Source organism: Phaeobacter sp. CC-HEC084, from assembly GCF_059429255.1.
Map to the genome: position 1 here is coordinate 125,181 of NZ_JCAIJQ010000009.1, position 16,860 is coordinate 142,040.

The 16,860-nt window shown below is 59.8% G+C and carries 20 protein-coding genes; 13 read left to right on the top strand and 7 right to left on the bottom strand.

Annotated features, from left to right (window positions below):
• Window positions 1-157 precede the first annotated feature (157 nt).
• Window positions 158-1,288: a Hint domain-containing protein gene (locus tag AC5SSZ_RS17760; protein ID WP_495439154.1), complete on the bottom strand. Its 1,131-nt coding sequence runs from the start codon at window positions 1,286-1,288 to the stop codon at window positions 158-160.
• Between the two features lie 258 nt (window positions 1,289-1,546).
• Here AC5SSZ_RS17760 and AC5SSZ_RS17765 point away from each other — a divergent pair, with 258 nt between their 5' ends.
• Together AC5SSZ_RS17765 and AC5SSZ_RS17770 are read left to right on the top strand one after the other, a co-directional pair.
• A complete protein-coding gene (locus tag AC5SSZ_RS17765; protein ID WP_065272699.1) occupies window positions 1,547-2,269 on the top strand; it encodes a CoA transferase subunit A in 723 nt (240 codons plus the stop codon).
• A complete protein-coding gene (locus AC5SSZ_RS17770; RefSeq protein ID WP_065272698.1) occupies window positions 2,269-2,898 on the top strand; it encodes a 3-oxoacid CoA-transferase subunit B in 630 nt (209 codons plus the stop codon). Before AC5SSZ_RS17765 ends, AC5SSZ_RS17770 begins: the two co-directional genes overlap by 1 nt.
• A gap of 253 nt (window positions 2,899-3,151) precedes the next feature.
• Here the strand turns inward: AC5SSZ_RS17770 and AC5SSZ_RS17775 are convergent, their stop codons facing one another.
• The 5 genes from AC5SSZ_RS17775 to AC5SSZ_RS17795 form a co-directional block, all read right to left on the bottom strand.
• Window positions 3,152-3,325: an alpha/beta fold hydrolase gene (locus AC5SSZ_RS17775; protein WP_495439157.1), complete on the bottom strand. Its 174-nt coding sequence runs from the start codon at window positions 3,323-3,325 to the stop codon at window positions 3,152-3,154.
• Window positions 3,306-4,109: an alpha/beta fold hydrolase gene (locus AC5SSZ_RS17780; protein WP_495439159.1), complete on the bottom strand. Its 804-nt coding sequence runs from the start codon at window positions 4,107-4,109 to the stop codon at window positions 3,306-3,308. Before AC5SSZ_RS17780 ends, AC5SSZ_RS17775 begins: the two co-directional genes overlap by 20 nt.
• Window positions 4,110-4,165: 56 nt before the next feature.
• A complete protein-coding gene (locus AC5SSZ_RS17785) occupies window positions 4,166-4,780 on the bottom strand; it encodes a pyridoxamine 5'-phosphate oxidase family protein (RefSeq protein WP_065272697.1) in 615 nt (204 codons plus the stop codon).
• 35 nt (window positions 4,781-4,815) lie between these two features.
• Window positions 4,816-5,280, bottom strand: a complete 465-nt coding sequence (locus AC5SSZ_RS17790; protein WP_065272696.1) for a nuclear transport factor 2 family protein — start codon at window positions 5,278-5,280, stop codon at window positions 4,816-4,818.
• Window positions 5,281-5,380: 100 nt separating this feature from the next.
• The gene (locus AC5SSZ_RS17795) at window positions 5,381-5,641 is read right to left on the bottom strand and encodes a hypothetical protein (RefSeq protein ID WP_495439162.1); all 261 of its coding nucleotides are present in this window, start codon (window positions 5,639-5,641) and stop codon (window positions 5,381-5,383) included.
• 220 nt (window positions 5,642-5,861) lie between these two features.
• Between AC5SSZ_RS17795 and AC5SSZ_RS17800 the strand changes: the two genes are divergently transcribed.
• Window positions 5,862-6,443, top strand: coding sequence for a TetR/AcrR family transcriptional regulator (locus AC5SSZ_RS17800; protein WP_274831297.1), 582 nt, complete (start codon window positions 5,862-5,864; stop codon window positions 6,441-6,443).
• A gap of 22 nt (window positions 6,444-6,465) precedes the next feature.
• Here AC5SSZ_RS17800 and AC5SSZ_RS17805 read toward each other — a convergent pair whose 3' ends face one another.
• Complete coding sequence (locus AC5SSZ_RS17805; protein WP_495439165.1) at window positions 6,466-7,290, bottom strand: lytic transglycosylase domain-containing protein; 825 nt, start codon at window positions 7,288-7,290, stop codon at window positions 6,466-6,468.
• A 368-nt stretch (window positions 7,291-7,658) separates the two neighbouring features.
• Between AC5SSZ_RS17805 and AC5SSZ_RS17810 the strand changes: the two genes are divergently transcribed.
• The 10 genes from AC5SSZ_RS17810 (at window position 7,659) to AC5SSZ_RS17855 (ending at window position 16,843) form a co-directional block, all read left to right on the top strand.
• Window positions 7,659-7,856 carry a hypothetical protein gene (locus AC5SSZ_RS17810; RefSeq protein WP_368947176.1) on the top strand — a complete coding sequence of 66 codons (198 nt, stop codon included), beginning with the start codon at window positions 7,659-7,661 and terminating at the stop codon, window positions 7,854-7,856.
• 95 nt (window positions 7,857-7,951) lie between these two features.
• Entirely contained in the window at window positions 7,952-8,128 is a 177-nt protein-coding gene (locus AC5SSZ_RS17815; protein ID WP_274837647.1) for a hypothetical protein, read from the top strand.
• Window positions 8,129-8,238: 110 nt separating this feature from the next.
• The gene (gene cpaB / locus AC5SSZ_RS17820) at window positions 8,239-9,099 is read left to right on the top strand and encodes a Flp pilus assembly protein CpaB (protein ID WP_065272692.1); all 861 of its coding nucleotides are present in this window, start codon (window positions 8,239-8,241) and stop codon (window positions 9,097-9,099) included.
• A 238-nt stretch (window positions 9,100-9,337) separates the two neighbouring features.
• Entirely contained in the window at window positions 9,338-10,744 is a 1,407-nt protein-coding gene (locus AC5SSZ_RS17825; protein WP_274831298.1) for a type II and III secretion system protein family protein, read from the top strand.
• 20 nt (window positions 10,745-10,764) lie between these two features.
• Window positions 10,765-11,394: an OmpA family protein gene (locus AC5SSZ_RS17830; RefSeq protein WP_274834500.1), complete on the top strand. Its 630-nt coding sequence runs from the start codon at window positions 10,765-10,767 to the stop codon at window positions 11,392-11,394.
• A gap of 147 nt (window positions 11,395-11,541) precedes the next feature.
• On the top strand, window positions 11,542-12,780 hold the full coding sequence (locus AC5SSZ_RS17835; protein ID WP_065272690.1) for a CpaE/TadZ family protein: 1,239 nt from the start codon (window positions 11,542-11,544) through the stop codon (window positions 12,778-12,780).
• 26 nt (window positions 12,781-12,806) lie between these two features.
• A complete protein-coding gene (locus tag AC5SSZ_RS17840) occupies window positions 12,807-14,267 on the top strand; it encodes a TadA family conjugal transfer-associated ATPase (protein ID WP_495439170.1) in 1,461 nt (486 codons plus the stop codon).
• Window positions 14,267-15,235 carry a type II secretion system F family protein gene (locus tag AC5SSZ_RS17845; protein ID WP_495439172.1) on the top strand — a complete coding sequence of 323 codons (969 nt, stop codon included), beginning with the start codon at window positions 14,267-14,269 and terminating at the stop codon, window positions 15,233-15,235. The genes AC5SSZ_RS17840 and AC5SSZ_RS17845 overlap by 1 nt, the downstream gene beginning before the upstream one ends.
• A gap of 10 nt (window positions 15,236-15,245) precedes the next feature.
• Window positions 15,246-16,226 (top strand): type II secretion system F family protein, encoded by a 981-nt coding sequence (locus AC5SSZ_RS17850; protein ID WP_065272687.1) that lies wholly within the window; start codon window positions 15,246-15,248, stop codon window positions 16,224-16,226.
• 2 nt (window positions 16,227-16,228) lie between these two features.
• Window positions 16,229-16,843, top strand: coding sequence for a tetratricopeptide repeat protein (locus tag AC5SSZ_RS17855; protein WP_495439174.1), 615 nt, complete (start codon window positions 16,229-16,231; stop codon window positions 16,841-16,843).
• Window positions 16,844-16,860: the final 17 nt, after the last annotated feature.

Sequence of the window (16,860 nt, forward strand, 5' to 3'; positions counted from 1 at the left end):
CCGGCCAGAAACCGGGCGGCTCCCGCCGGATCGAGTCACAGTGAAGAACTGTGAACGTTCCGTTGGGCCCGGCGCCGCTGACGCGGCGCGGTCCGGGCTGGCCATCTTTGCACAACCCAAATTCAAGCTCGTCCAGGCGGCATTCTAGGTTCAGCGCCTAGGCGCGATCCCACAGCATGCCTGACGAAGCCTCCCAAGCGGCTGGGTTCGCCAGAGGCGGCCGTTTGTTACGCCGGTGACGCCGGACGAGGTTCGCAGCCGCAGCGCCGGAAATGCAGGGTCTGGCGGCACTTGGCGCGGGCTGTCCCTGCATCAGAAACGGCAGGCGTTTTCGCAGGCTGGCGCGGTTTTCCGGCGACAGGCCTGCCAGTGCGATGGGGCCCGGTAGAAAACTCTCGACCGGAGCGCCTTCGGCGAAGAGGATTTCGTGCCGTTTGAGCATCAGGTGCCAGTAGTGATGCCTCGCTTGTACCACCGGCTGGGTGACGCCCGGCAGATCGATCATCTTCGTTGCCGGGACAAAGACCTGATCCGTTCCAAACATCCGGCCTGCAATGGGCGAGTCGAACAAAACCCGGTGCTGCGGCGACAGATAGAGATCGCGTTCCGGAAATCCCGCACCCAGCGCTTTTTCCCGAAGCCGGATCGGGGAGGTCCGCCGCCCCGCTGACACGGTTTCCTGCCCCAGCCAGATCAGGGGTTGAAACCCATGATCCAGCGTTTCCACGAGATCGCCGACCGACAGGCGCTCCACCGGGACCTCCCCGGCCGCTGCGCGTATCCGCGTTCCTTCAAGAAAGCAGACAACAAAAGCATCGGCTTCGCGGTCGACATAGGCATGGGTGCCCGCGTCATTAACGATGCCGGTGAACGTCATCAAGCGAATGCCGCCATCATTCAGCACATCGTTTTTGGCCGACCCCACCAGGAAGGGCGCCAGAAAGGTGCGCCCGGACATATCCTGCAGCAACAGAATCTCGGCTGCGGCTGTGGAGCCGTCATTGAAGACGAGATCGACTTGGTAATCGATGACACTGTCGAGCCCCGACGCGATGCCATCAAAGATCACATCTTCGGGAGACCAGCCGTAATCATTGCTGGAAACCGCACCGTCACCGCTTGGATCATCGAGAGTGAGATAGTCCAACTGCTGATACAAGGGAGATCCAGCAGAGCCGAAGGTCATGCCGACCAGCGCCGCCGCATTCTCGGCCACCGCATCCTGTTCGTCAGGATCCAGATCGGCCATGGCACCCAGATTGATAACTTCGATTGTTTTCTGAGCCAATACAGGGCTCCTACACGCAACATATTCAACTATTCCAACATTAGCCCAACAACTCTTAACATTCCCCTTTCCGGAAACCCGTGTCGCTGAGCATCATTGACAGTAGGTCCTGGCACGGCCATGCCACGGGACACCGGTGGTCACGGCGTCGGTCATGGGAACCTGACTCCGTAGAAATACGCGTTTTTCTCCGTATTATTGACTCTGCCGACGCCGAGGCGCAGAACCCTCTCCAATAGGCAGTTTAGGGAGAACTCCGTGAAAAAAGTCTACTCCAACGCCGCCGAAGCGCTTGACGGGCTGCTTCATGACGGCATGTTCATCGCCGCCGGGGGCTTTGGCCTCTGCGGTATTCCAGAGCTTCTGCTGGACGCGATCAAAGACGCCGGCACCAAGGATCTGACCTTCGCCTCCAACAACGCGGGCGTTGATGATTTTGGCATCGGCATCCTGCTGCAGACCAAGCAGGTGAAAAAGATGATCTCCTCCTACGTGGGTGAGAACGCCGAATTCATGCGCCAGTACCTGTCCGGAGAGCTGGAGCTGGAATTCAACCCGCAGGGCACCCTGGCCGAGCGCATGCGCGCAGGCGGCGCGGGCATCCCCGGCTTCTTCACCAAGACCGGCGTGGGCACCGTGATTGCCGAAGGCAAGTTCGAAAAGCAGTTCCCGACCGGACCGGATGGCGCCATGCAGGACTACATCATGGAAGAGGGCATCTTTGCCGATCTCGCCATCGTGAAAGCCTGGAAAGCAGACGAAACCGGCAACCTGGTGTTCCGCAAGACCGCGCGTAACTTCAACGTGCCCGCCGCCACCTGCGGCAAGGTCTGCGTTGTCGAGGTCGAGGAAATCGTGCCCACTGGCAGCCTTGACCCTGATCACATCCACCTGCCCGGTATCTATGTGCACCGCATCATCCAGGGCGAGCACGAAAAGCGCATCGAACAGCGCACCGTTCGTCAGAAGGAGACCGCATAATGGCTTGGGATCGCAATCAGATGGCCGCACGCGCGGCACAGGAGCTGCAGGACGGCTGGTATGTGAACCTCGGCATCGGTATCCCGACGCTGGTGTCGAACTACATCCCCGAAGGCGTCGAGGTGACGCTGCAATCCGAGAATGGCATGCTGGGCATGGGCCCCTTCCCCTATGAGGGTGACGAGGATCCCGACCTGATCAACGCCGGTAAACAGACCATCACTGAGCTGCCGCAGACCGCATTCTTCGACTCGGCACAGTCCTTTGCGATGATCCGTGGCGGCAAGATCGCCATGGCGATCCTGGGCGCGATGGAAGTGGCGGAAAACGGCGATCTGGCCAACTGGATGATCCCCGGCAAGCTGGTCAAAGGCATGGGCGGCGCGATGGATCTGGTCGCAGGCGTTGGCCGCGTGGTCGTGGTCATGGACCACACCAACAAGCACGGCGACAGCAAGGTTCTGAAGGCCTGCACCCTGCCGCTGACCGGCAAGGGCGTCGTGGACCGCATCATCACCGGTCTGGGCGTTCTGGACGTGGTCGAAGGTGGCCTGAAGATCGTTGAGCTGGCCGAAGGCGTCACCGAAGAAGAACTGCGCGCCGCAACCGAGGCGACCATCGTCAACTGATTGCTTAGCGACAGCAGAAACAAAAAAGGCCCGCCTGATACATTAGGCGGGCCTTCTTTTTGGCCGAAGCGGGTGCAGGACCTCGAAATCACCCGCGCCGTGCCAGAGGCGTACATACTTGCGCTGTGCCCACAGGAGATGACGGCCTGCAGCAGCGATGTAGCGCCCATGTCCTCGCCCAGGGTAATGTCGACGGCAAAGGCATTACGGCAGTAAACAGTCGGAGGCGGATATCATCCCGGCCCCCACCCTGTCAGTTGTTGATACGATCGAGAAAGCTCAGCATCTTCCCGGCGATTTCATGACCCTTTTCCTGCAAGGCGAAATGGCCGGTGTTCAGCAAGTGAAACTCCAGATCCGTGAGATCGCGTTTATAGGGGTGCGCCCCTTCCTCGGGGCAGATCTGATCATTGGCGCCCCAGACCAACAGCGGGGGGCTGGTGTTCGCGAAACAGTGCCTGCCACTTGGGATATTCGCCGAGGTTTTTGCCGTAATCGAGGAACATTTCCAGCTGCACCTCCTGGTTGCCCGGGCGGTCCAGCAGATACTGGGCGTGCCAGAAATGGTCCGGGCTGACGCTGGCCGGATCCTCTGCTCCATGGGTGAACTGCCATTTGGTGGCATCAAGGGTCAGGAAGCCGCGCAGCGCATCGCCGTTCTCCGGGCTGGGATCGGCCCAATAGGCGCGCATCGGCCCCCAGAACTCCCTTAGCCCCTCTTCATAGGCATTGGCGTTCTGGATGATGAAACCCGAGACCCGCGCCGGATCCTCGGCGAACATGCGAAACCCAACCGGCGCGCCATAATCGGTCATATAGACCGCGTAATTCTTCACGCCCTTCTGGTCCAGAAGCTGCGTCACCAGATCCGCCGTATTGGCAAAGCTGTAGTCATAATCGGCAGCAAGCGGCATGTCCGAGGCGCCAAACCCGGGATAATCCGGCGCGATCACATGATACTCCTCCGCCAGCACCGGGATCAGGTCACGGAACATATAGGAAGAGCTGGGGAACCCGTGCAGCAGCAGCACCGTCGGGTTCCTGGGATCACCTGCCTCACGATAGGCAATCGTGAGGCCCTCGATCATTTGCGAGGAAAAGGCGGTCTCAGGCATCGTGGATGCCTGAGCCGACGGCGCCACCGCAGGAGAGAGCGTCAGCGCCGCCGAAACAAGGGCTGAATTCAGCATGTTCATCGGGTCGAATGTCATATCAATTTACCTCGTAACAGAACGTACTGCAGCCAGCAGAAACGGAATGGCTGCCTTCAGACCTTCTGGCCTGCTTTCAGTCTTTCATTCTCCGCTTTGAGCTGGGCCAGCTGGCTGCGCAGGGGGGCCAGGTGGGGCTCCAGCTCCTCCAGCGTCAGACGCTCGGGGATGTGGCTGGGGCAATTCCAGTCAAAGGCTTCCAGATGGATCAGGATGGCCCGCTCAGGCGCGGCGCGCGCGCCGGTCGGGAACAGGCCATCCGTGGCCTCTGCACCTTCGATGATTTCAACCGTGCCCCAGATCTTCAGCCGCCGCCGGTTCGGGTAATCCATCAGGATCATCGCGAGACGGGCGTTGTCGGTCAGGTTGCCAAGCGAGATATACTGCTTGTTGCCGCTGAAATCGGCATAGGCGATGGTCTTTTCGTCCACCACTTTCAGGAAACCGCGCGGTCCACCCCGGAACTGGACGTAGGGCCAGCCGGTTTCCGAAACGGTTGCCTGATAGAAGCCGTCGCGCTCGGCGATAAAGGCGGCTTCGGCAACGCCGATCCGATCGCCGGAGCGTTCCGGGGTTTCCAGCAGGCGCCCATAGGCACGGGCAGACCCCTGCCGCTTCTGATGCTCACGCACGGATTCGGTAAAGGCAATTTCTGCAAAGGCACGGGGCATGGTTGCTCTCGCTTTCTTAGGACTGAACGGACAGATCAGAGACCGAGGTCAGACAGACCGGGGTGATCATCGGGGCGACGGCCCAGCGGCCAGTGGAACAGACGCTCGTCTTCGCTGATCGGCTTGTCATTGATCGAGGCGATGCGGCGCTGCATGCGGCCGTCTTCGGCGAATTCCCAGTTTTCGTTGCCATAGGCCCGGTACCACTGGCCGCTATCATCGCGCCATTCATAGGCAAACCGCACGGCAATGCGGTTGTCGGTATAGGCCCAGAGCTCCTTGATCAGGCGGTATTCCAGCTCACGCGACCACTTGCGGGTCAGCAGGGCGCGAATTTCATCGTGGCCGGTGACGAATTCGGCGCGGTTCCGCCAGGGGCAGTTATCGGTATAGGCCGGAGCGACGATCTGCGGATCGCGGGTGTTCCAGCCATCTTCGGCAAGGCGCACCTTCTTTTTGGCGCTGGCTTCGTCAAAAGGCGGCAAGGGGGGACGGGTCATTCGGCGTGTCCTTTGGTCTTCATTTGGTTCGGAGGAGGAGAAGGTAAGGAAACCCCGGCCAGGGGGAGGCTTGGCCGGGGTTTATTGAGGGCGGCACCAATCAGTCGGCGGCCACCTTCAAGGCGAAAGCCGGGGTGTTGGCCTTCGCCACATGGGCAGCCACCGGGGCAGCCACATGAACGGTAAAAAGGGTTGCGAGAGCGGCAGCACGGCTCGGCGCCATGGCGCCATTGGCGGGGTCAGACGGAAGGGAAAGAACGGTAGCTTCCGGCGGTGGGGGCGCCAGCATCGCCACGGCAATACCTGCGGTCAGAACAACGGGAGCCAAAGGGGATCGCATGGGGCTGAATAGTCGTTTCATCTGCGCCTCCACTGCTGCGCTTGCTTAACTGTACTGATCGGTAAATCCTGAACTCAAAGTGTACTGATCGGTACCCTTTTGCAATTCATTTTTTGTGATGTCCATTGAACGAATTCGTGAACACGATCTCAATCCTATGAAATTGTTCACTTTAATGTGTCGCAGTTGCCAACGCTGCACCTGCAAACTATGTACAGATCGGTACACAAAGAGACGAATCATGCGCCCAAACAAGCGAGACGAGCTGGTCCGAAAGGCCCTTGATGTATTTTACCGGAACGGGTTTCACGCCACCGGCATGGACAAGCTGGTGAGCGAAACCGGTGTGTCGAAGACATCGATGTACAAACACTTCCGCACCAAGGAGGATCTGATCCTCGCGGTGCTGCGCCTTCGGGATGAAAACTTCCGCCACTGGCTTTATCGCCGCATCGAAGAGCTGAGCGACACGCCGAAAGGACAGATGCTGGCGTTGTTCGACGCGCTTTCGGAATGGTTCACCAAGCCCGAGTTTCGTGGCTGCATGTTCATCAAGGCAAGCGCCGAGTTCCAGGAAATCAACCACCCGATCCACGCCCAGTCGGCCGCGCACAAGCAGATCCTGCAGGACCATTTTTCCGAAATCGCAGAGGCCGCAGGCGCCAATGATCCGCGGCTGCTGGCCCGTCAACTGCTGCTGCTGAAAGAAGGCGCAATCGTCTCGGCAGTGCTGGCGCGTGGCGGCGGGCTGGCCGGAGACCCCGCTGCGGACGCCAAAGAGGCCGCGCGCGGGCTGATTGATCTGCAGATCCCCTCAACCTGACACCTGCCCGGTTGTTCGACGGTCATTCAAAACGGCGGAAAACGCAGCCGTCGGTGATCAACTCGGGCGGCGTCATGCACAGGCTGCGGGCCACCTGATAGGCCGCCAGCACCTTTGGCACGTAATCCCGCGTTTCCGGAAAGGGCGGCACGCCCTGATGGCTGCGCACCGCGCCCTCGCCCGCGTTATATCCGGCCAGGGCCAGAACCGCGTCGTTTTCAAATTCCTGCATCAGCCAATCGAGGTATTTGACGCCCCCCGCAATATTCTGCGGCGCCTCGAAGGCATCGGTGACCCCAAACCGGATGGCGGTGTCCGGCATCAACTGCATCAGCCCCTGCGCCCCGGCCGAGCTTTGCGCATCTACCCGCCCCTCGCTTTCCACCGCGATCACCGCCAGAGCCAGCGCCGGAGAGACCCGTGTGCCCACACTGGACAAAAGGATCGGCGTGCCTTGCGCTGCAACGATGTCCTGCAGCAGCTGCAGCCGCGGCGCAGCAACGCCACCTGTGCCCCCGGGTGAGGAAAGCGCGGCGATGGCAAGCTCCAGACGTGCAGCGCCGGTTGTCGCCCCCAGTTCCGGCGCAACCTGCTCCCAGAACCACTCATAGCGCCCCGGCTGGATCTCTCCGTCAGCTTCGCCGGTCGCCACCGCTTGCGCTGGCGGCGCCTCTGCATTTGGTTCGATTTGCACGGTGATGCGCGGCCCTGCCCCGGGTTGCGGCGGCTTAACCCGCTTTGCCTCGAAGTCGGGAAAAGGTTTAGGCGCCTGTTCCGCGCTTACGGGCAAGGCAAGCCAAAGGGAAAACCACACCGCAACAGCGGCACGAAAACGACGAATGGTCATGGGACTATTCAAAATCCTGTGAAGCGCTCAGCTTTTGGGTCTCAAGACTCGGTGAAATCCCCACCCGAATCCAGTCCACAGGTTCAGAATCTGGCATATTCGCCATATTTACAGGGGCCTGCCGCGCAAAAGCCACGCAGGTTTACATCTCATAAAGACTTAAATCCTTTAGTTTCAGAGTCTTGCTAAATTTCTTTAAAAATCATTAAATTTTGACTGCCTTTCCGGTTTTCGGCCCAAATGCTGCCACGCTCACCCGGCTATATGTATTCATCCAAGCCGGACAGGGTCGGTGAGAGAGAGAGACAGACCCACACAACGGACGGCGGGATAGTGCAAATTCAGTGATCCTTTGGAGGGACATAACCATGATCAAGTTCATCAAAAACTTCCGTAAAGACGACTCTGGCGCCGTGACCGTTGACTGGGTTGTTCTGACCGCAGCCGTTGCCGCCCTGGCAGGCGCTGTCTACACGGCAATCGAAACCGGTTCGGGCAACCTGACCACCGCAACCAGCACCTTCCTGACCGATAAAGGCACCACCGTTGGCACCGCAGGCCAGTAATTAGTCTTAGGACAATATTACGGAACAGTTTTGGGCCGCGCCTTTGCCACAAGGGCGCGGCCTTTTTCCCAGACGCTAAGCGGGAGCGGGACATCATGAAAAAGATCTGGTCTTTTCTAGCCCGAGACGAGGGTGCAGTGACTGTCGACTGGGTCGTTCTGACCGCAGCAATCATTGGTCTGACTGTGCTGATTTCCTCTGCAATGGAAGATGGTGCAATGGGACTGGCCAATGCGCTGATGGCCTATATGTCCAACTGGACGTTCGGCTGAACAAGGCACTCCCGATGGCTCTGACCGGCTGCCTCGCGCAGTAGATTTCAGAATCAAGCCCCCGACTCCACCAGGTGGACGCCGGAAGATAACAAATGAGAGGTACCACAATGCGTGCGGTTTTCGGACTCGTGCTGATTGTCGGTGTCGCCCTGGCCGGTGGCGCCGTTATGATGGCGAAGAACTACATCTCGGCCTATCAGAACGAACTGGCCCGTGAGCGGGCGAACCGGGCCGAAGTCGTCCCAGTCACTGATGTATACGTTGCAGACAAGGCGCTGAAATATGGCGAACGGCTGTCCGAGGATGCCGTCCGCAAGGTACGCTGGCCGGAAAATGCCGTTCCGGAAGGTGCATTTACCAGCCTTGAGGCGCTGTTTCCTCCCGAACGCGCCGATGAGCCGCGCGTCGTGCTGCGCACCATGGAAAAAGGCGAACCGCTGCTTGCGGTCAAGGTCACCGCGCCGGGCGAAGATGCAGGTATTACCTCGCGCCTCGCCCGCGGCATGCGTGCCTTTGCCATCAAGGTTGATGTGGCATCCGGTGTGTCCGGCTTCCTGCGCCCCAGTGACCGCGTCGATGTCTACTGGACCGGCACCGTGCGGGGCACCAATTCCAATGTCCAAGGGGAAGTCACCCGGCTGATCGAAACCAACGTCGAACTGATCGCCGTCGATCAGAGCGCAGGCGGAGACATCAGCGGCGCCGTGATCGCCCGCACCGTCACCGTTGCCGCCCGGCCCGAGCAGGTCGCCGCCCTCGCCCAGGCCCAAAGCACCGGCAAACTGTCCCTCGCCCTTGTTGGCGCTCAGGACGATACCGTGGCTGCGCTTGTCGAAGTGGACCAGCGCAAACTGCTGGGGCTCAGCGCGGTGGAAGCACCGGTTATCGCCAAGGAAGAGCGGGTTTGCACAATCCGCACCCGCCGCGGAGCCGAGGTGGTCGAGATCCCGATCCCCTGCTCCGACTGAAGCAAAAACCGGCGCCATATGCCGAAAAATAAAATAGTCCCAAAACCTTGGACCACGCGCCAGTTGCCCAGAATGGGTCGCTGGCGCGCTTTTTTGTTGCCCCGACCCCACACAGCCGCGCCGCCACAACAGCCCGTTTTCCTTTGATTCTTGCAATAAATCGGGAACTGCCGCACAGTGACCTGAAATATCGGGCAAAAAGACCCGGAGTTGAGGCGTGATCGGAAAGGCAGGTCACATGGCATTTCGTAGGTTTGTAGCGGCAGCCCTGACCGGGCTATCGTTGGTGTGTATGGCCGTCCCGGACGGGGCTTTGGCCAATGGATTGCGCGTGGTGAAGAAAGGGACTTCGGCATCGCTGAATGTGCCTATGAACCGCGCCGTCGTGGTCGAAAGCGACGAACCCTTTGCCGAACTCAGCATCGCCAATCCCAGCATCGCCGACATCTCTTCTCTTTCCGATCGCACGATCTATGTGCTTGGCAAATCGCCCGGCTTGACCACTCTGACGCTGCTGGATGCCTCGGGGCGACTGATCACCAATGTGGATGTGCGCGTCGCCGCCGATGTGACCGAGTTCAAGGAACGTCTGCGGCAGATCCTGCCCGGCGAGAAGATCGAAGTGCGCACTGCCAATGACGGCATTGTGCTCTCCGGCACCGCCTCCAGCTCGGCCCGCCTGCAGCGGGCGCTGGATCTTGCCGAACGCTATGCGCCTGACCGTGTCAGCAACCTGATGTCCGTCGGCGGCGTACAGCAGGTCATGCTGAAAGTCCGCTTTGCCGAAATGCAGCGTTCCGTTTCCAAATCTCTCAGCTCTTCGCTGGGAATCAGCGGCGGCAGCAGCTTTGGCGTCAACGGTGGCACCAACACCTTGAACAACCAGCCCGGCCTGACCAATTCGCTGACCGGCAACATTCCCGCCGCCAATAGCAATACCGGCGCCGTCTTGTTTGGCTTTAACGCCGGATCGGTTCAGGTCGGACTGCTGTTGGAGGCACTTGAACAGAAGGGTGTCGTGCGCACGCTGGCCGAACCCAACCTTTCCGCCCTCTCTGGACAAGAGGCAAAATTCCTGGCAGGCGGTGAATACCCCGTCCCGGTCGCGCAGGAAGATGGGCTGATCACCGTCGAATTCAAACCCTTCGGGATCGAGCTGAACTTCATTCCCCGCGTGGTGGATGAGGATATCGTGAATCTGGAACTGAAAGCCGCCGTATCGGCCATCGACCCGACCAATTCGCTGGAACTGAACGGGCTGTCGATCAACGCGTTTTCACGCCGCGAAACCTCGACCACGGTTGAGATGCGTGATGGCGAAAGCTTTGCCATTGCCGGACTGATCAAGGACGAATTTCTTGATAACTCGTCACAATTGCCCTGGCTTGGGGATGTACCGGTGCTGGGCGCCCTGTTCCGCAGCGCCGATTACCAACGCGCCCAGACCGAACTGGTCATCATCGTTAGCGCCCATCTGGTCACCCCGACCCGTGGCGAGGCCCTGACGCTTCCGACCGACCGCATCAAGCCGCCGAGCGAAGCGGACCTGTTCCTGTTCGGCCGCACCGCACGCAGCAGCTCCGGCCCCGCCAGTGAAGTGGCGAAACAGGACTTCAACGGCTCTTATGGCTATGTAATGGACTGACCACAGGAAAGATGGGGCCGATGATCAAGAAATCCGCTGTTCTGGCACTGCTTCTTGCCACTTCCGCCTGCGCAACGCGGGAAGCGGGCAAACCGCTGTCAGGTGACCTGTTTGGCCAATCCAATGCCAATAATACTGCCGTGATGAGCGGCGAGCGCGATTTCGCAATCCAGCTCGCGGGCCGGTTCGCCGAGGAAGTTCCGACCACCATCAACTTCGAATTCGACAGCGCCCAGCTTGACGGTGCCGCCCGCGCGACGCTGGATCAGCAGGCGCATTGGATCAAACAGTTCCCCGAGGTCCGCTTCCGCGTTTACGGCCATACCGATGCCGTCGGCAGCAGCAGCTATAACAAACGCCTTGGTCGGCGCCGCGCACAGGCCGCCGTTAACTACCTGGTTTCACGCGGGATTAGCCGGGCCCGGCTGGAGGCAATGGTATCCTATGGCGAGACCCAGCCGCTCATCGTCACGCAGGACCGTGAACGGCGCAACCGCCGCACCGTGACCGAGGTCAGCGGCTTCCTGAAACGACATCCCACGGTGCTGGATGGCAAGTATGCGCAGATCATCTACCGCGAGTATGTTGCCAGTGCCGTTCCCGCCTCGACGCTGACGGCTGAGCAATCGCTGCAGAGCAATCTGGAATAAAATTCCGACTCAAAACCCCTTAACTTTTCCCTACAATTGGGGCTTTTTCGTCCAATTGTGGTCAAGATCTTAACGGACATTCTCTACAAGAGGTAAGGTGCGCCCCGCTCCGGGGCCCGGCTTCTTTTGACTATGAGGATGTTGGCGATGAGCAGCGGACTGCCGCAAACTGATACACCTGCAATTGTTGCCTGTACGATCAGTCGCGATGTTCAGAATTTCGACCTCTTGATCGAAGACATGGAGGCAGCTCTGGGTGAAGCCTGGGGCGATCTCGGGTTTTCCGAGGCGCTGGCGTTCTTCGCCCAGCCCGAGGCAGAAACCCTGCAATTCGTTGCCATGGCGATGGATGCCCAGGACGAGGATGATCTGACCCTGATGGGGGAAATCATTGCACAGGCTCATGCCAAGGAGATCAAGGTCATCCTCATCGCCGAAGACGTGACCCCGGCAGCGCTGCATTCGCTGCTGCGCCAGGGCGCCGATGAATTCATCCCCTACCCCTTGCCGGAACAGGAATTGCAGGCGGCCATCGACCGGCTCAGCGCCGAGGACAAGCCGCCGGAACCCGACACCAATCCGCACCAGCTGAAAAGCGGCAGTCGACGCGAAGGGGCCTTGATCGCCTGCCACGGCCTGGCCGGTGGCACCGGATCGACCACGCTGGCGGTGAACCTCGCCTGGGAGCTGGCCGAGCTCAGCAAGAGCAAGGAACCACGCGTCTGCCTGTTGGATTTCGACATGCAATACGGTTCGGTTTCCACCTATCTTGACCTGCCCCGCCGCGAAGTCGTGATGGAAATGCTGAGCGAGACCGAAAGCCTGGACGAAGAGGTGTTTGGACAGGCCCTGCTGCCCTTCCAGGATAAACTTCAGGTGCTGACCGCCCCATCGGACATGATCCCGCTGGAAATCATCACCCCTGAGGACGTGGAACGGGTGATCGAAATGGCGCGCAGCCATTTTGATTTCGTGGTGGTCGATCTGCCACATACGCTGGTGCAATGGTCCGAAACCATCCTGCACATGGCGCATGTCTATTTCGCGATGATCGAGCTTGATATGCGCTCGGCCCAGAACACCCTGCGGCTGAAGCGGGCGCTGCAATCTGAAGGCTTGCCGTTTGACAAGCTGCGCTTTGCACTGAACCGGGCGCCGAAATTCACCGATCTGAGTGGCAAAAGTCGCGTCAAACGCATGGCAGACAGTCTCGGGATCTCGATTGAACTCTTGCTACCGGACGGCGGCAAACCTGTACTGCAAAGCTGCGACCACGGTCTGCCGCTGGCGCTGTCCAATCCAAAGAATCCACTGCGTAAGGAAATCGCGAAGCTCGCGCAATCCCTGCACGAGCTGGGCCAGGCGGAAGCCGACGCAGCCGCTTAGGCTGCGGCAAAACCGGGGGATAGAAGTTGTTTTCGAAATACAAAAAACCAGCCGCCAAGAAACGTCCGGCACCGGTTCAGGCATCTGCTGCGCCTGTCGCAGCTGCCCCGGCGGCCGCGGAGGCCGCGCCCAAAGCGGCAGCCTCCCTACGCCGCCCCATGACGCGCGCCAAGGCCGAAGCGCCGCGGGCGGACAGGGACCGCAAGCGCAAAGAACGGCTGGGCGAAATCAAGGTGCAGCTGCACCGTGAACTTCTGGAAAACCTGAACCTCGCAGCCCTTGAAAAAGCCAGCGAAAAGGAATTGCGCACCGAAATCTCGCAGATCGCCGGCGAAATCCTTGAAGAAAAGGGTATCGCCCTCAACCGCGAAGACCGCATGACGCTCAACAAGGAGCTGTATGACGAGGTCACCGGTCTGGGGCCGCTGGAAACCCTGCTTCAGGACGAAACCGTCAGTGATATTCTGGTCAACGGGCCGCAGCAGATCTTTGTCGAGCGCGACGGCAAGCTGCAGCTGTCAGATGTGACCTTCAAAGATGAAAAGCACCTGATGCGGATCATCGACAAGATCGTCTCGGCTGTGGGGCGGCGGGTCGATGAATCCAACCCTTATGTGGACGCCCGCCTTGCCGATGGCTCCCGTTTCAATGCCATGGTCCCGCCAGTTGCGGTTGACGGATCGCTGGTTTCGATCCGGAAATTCAAAAAAGACAAGCTCGGCATCGACGATCTGGTGAACTTCGGCGCCTTCACCGAGGAAATGGCCGCCTATCTTCAAGCTGCCGTGTCGACCCGGCTGAACGTGATCGTCTCGGGCGGTACCGGTTCGGGCAAGACCACCACGCTCAACGCGCTGTCCAGCTTTATCGACGATTCGGAACGCATCCTCACCATTGAGGATACCGCCGAACTCCAGCTGCAGCAGACCCATGTGGGCCGCATGGAGAGCCGCCCGCCGAACGTCGAAGGCAAAGGCGAGGTTTCCCCGCGCGACTGTTTGAAAAACGCCCTTCGGATGCGCCCGGACCGGATTATCGTCGGCGAAACCCGCGGTGAAGAGGTCATCGACATGCTGCAGGCGATGAACACCGGCCACGACGGATCGATGACCACGATCCACGCCAACTCGGCCCGCGATGGGATTTCGCGCCTTGAGAACATGATCGCCATGGCCGGGATTGAAATGCCGATCAAGGCGGTGCGCAGCCAGATCGCCAGCGCGGTGAACGTGATCGTTCAGGCCTCACGCCTGCAGGATGGTTCGCGCCGGATGACCTCGATCACCGAAATCACCGGCATGGAAGGTGATGTGATTTCCATGCAGGAGATCTTCCGCTTCCAACGCGTCGGGCTGACCCCGGAAAACAAGATCATCGGCCATTTCACCGGCACCGGCGTACGCAGCCACTATTCCGAACGCTTCCGTTTGTGGGGCTATGACCTGCCGCCGTCGATCTATGAGCCCACGCGGATGGAGGTGATCTGATGCAAATCCCTATCGAACCGCTGATTTACGGGCTGATCTTTGTCGGCGTCGTCGTGCTGGTCGAAGGCATCTATCTTGTTGTCTTTGGCAAATCCATCCGCCTCAACAGCCGGGTCAGCCGCCGTCTGGAGATGATGGAAAAAGGCAGCACCCGCGAACAGGTGCTGGAACAGCTGCGTAAAGAGCTGAAACAGCACGGCAAATCGCAAACCATCCCACTTTATTCTTTGCTGGCGGAACGGGCCCAGAAGGCAGCGATCGCCTTTACCCCCAAGCAGTTGATCATGATCATGGGCGGGGTTGCCATCATCGCCTTTATCGGGCTCAGCGTGGGCACCGCTGCACCGTTCCCCGTGCGCATTTTGGGCTCCATCGTGATCGGCGTCGGCGGCGTCTTCTTCTGGGTCAACAAGAAGGCCACCAAACGTATGACGATGATCGAGGAACAGCTGCCCGACGCGGTCGAACTGATGGTGCGTTCGCTGCGGGTCGGCCATCCTTTCACCTCGGCCATTCAGATCGTCTCGAACGAAATCGAAGACCCGCTTGCCTCAGAGTTCGGCATGATTGCCGATGAAGCCGCCTATGGCCGCGACGTGGGTGAATCGCTGAAAGAAATGGCCGAACGGCTGGACATGCAAGACATGCGTTTCTTGGCAGTCGCCGTTACCATCCAGCAGCAATCGGGCGGCAACCTGGCCGAGGTTCTGGCCGGGCTGGCCAAAGTGATCCGTGCCCGCTTCCGCCTGTTCCGCAAGGTGAAGGCGATTACCGCCGAAGCGCAATGGTCGGGCAAGTTCCTCTCTGCCTTCCCGCTTCTGGCACTCGGGGGCATTCTTCTAAAGGATCCGAACTATTACGACAATGTTCTGGATCACCCGTGGTTCATACCTGCCTGTTTCCTTGTCGGGATCATGCTGACCGTGAATCTGTTCGTGATGAAAATGCTGACCAATATCGAGGTCTGAGGAGCGCGCAATGTCCATTCTTTCCGACATCAACGGCTTTCTGACCGATCAGTTCGGCGCCTTCGGTCCGCTGCTGGCGCTGGGTCTTCTGGGTCTGTTCATGATCCTGCTGGCGATCCCGCTGATCCTCAATCAGCCTGAGGATCCGCTGAAGAAGCTGCAAAAGAACATGGCGCCGGAAACGCAGGCAAAACCGCAAAAAGAACGCCTGCGCCAGGCCAACCGCAACGAACAGCTGCAGAAATTCGCCTCCTTCCTGGAGCCGCAGAACGCCGAGGAACTTTCGGCGATGGAGCTGAAGCTGCGTCAGGCCGGCTATGCCTCAAAGGACTCAGTGCGCCTGTTCCATTTTGCCCAGTTTGCCCTGGGTCTTCTGGGGCTTGGCGCGGGGCTGTTCTATGTCTTCGTGCTGAAGGCCGGCACTGAATTTGACAGCCAACAGCTGGCCCTGCGCATCATTGGCCCCGGCGGCGCGGGCTATATGCTGCCCAAATACTGGGTCACCCGCCGTATCGAAGAGCGCAAGAAACAGATCACCCAAGGCTTTCCCGATGCGCTCGACATGATGCTGGTCTGCGTGGAGGCAGGTCAGTCGCTGGACCAGTCCATCGTGCGCGTCGCCAAGGAGCTGCACGCCTCATACCCGGCGTTGGCCGAGGAATTCGAAGTCGTCGCCTATGAAATGAAGGCGGGCAAGGAACGGGAAAAGGTGCTGCGCGACATGGGCACCCGCTGCGGGGTGCAGGATGTTTCGTCCTTCACCACCGTGATGATCCAGTCGCAGGCCTTCGGCACCTCGATCGCCGATGCGTTACGGGTCTATGCAGATGAAATGCGGGACAAACGCGTGATGCGCGCCGAAGAGGCTGCAAACAAGTTGCCAGTGAAAATGACTCTTGCAACAATGGGCCTCACGGTGCCGCCGCTGCTGATCATTCTGGTCGGACCTTCGGTGCAGGGCATCCTGAATATGGGCAACATGGGTAACTGATCATGGCCAATTCGCGGAGGGCAGTGCCCCACCGCCTATACGTTTCTGAAACCGCCATCCGTGCCGCCGCGCTGATGGCGGTGTTTGCTGTTGGGGCCTGCGATACGCAGATTATGCATCAAGATCCCGCCAGCCCCTGGGCACCCGGCGTGGATACCCGCAAACAGGCCGAGGACGGGCTGGTGGTCGGCCACCGCCTGATGGATGCCGGAGAGTACGAGCTGGCCCTTGATGCCTTTACCCGCGCCGGGCTGGAGCACGGGCTGACCGCCGAGGTGCTGTCCAGCATGGGATCGGCCAATCTGGGACTTGGCCGTCTGGGTCAGGCAGAAACCCTGCTGCGACGCGCAACAAAGGCCGCGCCAGACTGGCCCGAGGCCCTGAACAACCTTGGCGTCGTCCTGATGGAGCGCGGAAAAACTCCGGAAGCCACACAAATTCTGCGCCGAGCCTATGCGCTGGATAATGGCGAAAGTGACGCAATCCGGGATAATTTGCGCCGGGCTCTCGAAAATCTTGAAAAATCTGCGCATAGTGATCCGCAAAACGAAAGTCGAAACGACTACACTTTGATGCGGCAAGGCGGCGGCAGCTACCGGATTGGCAAGGTGCCCTGACCCCAAGACCGCAAAGG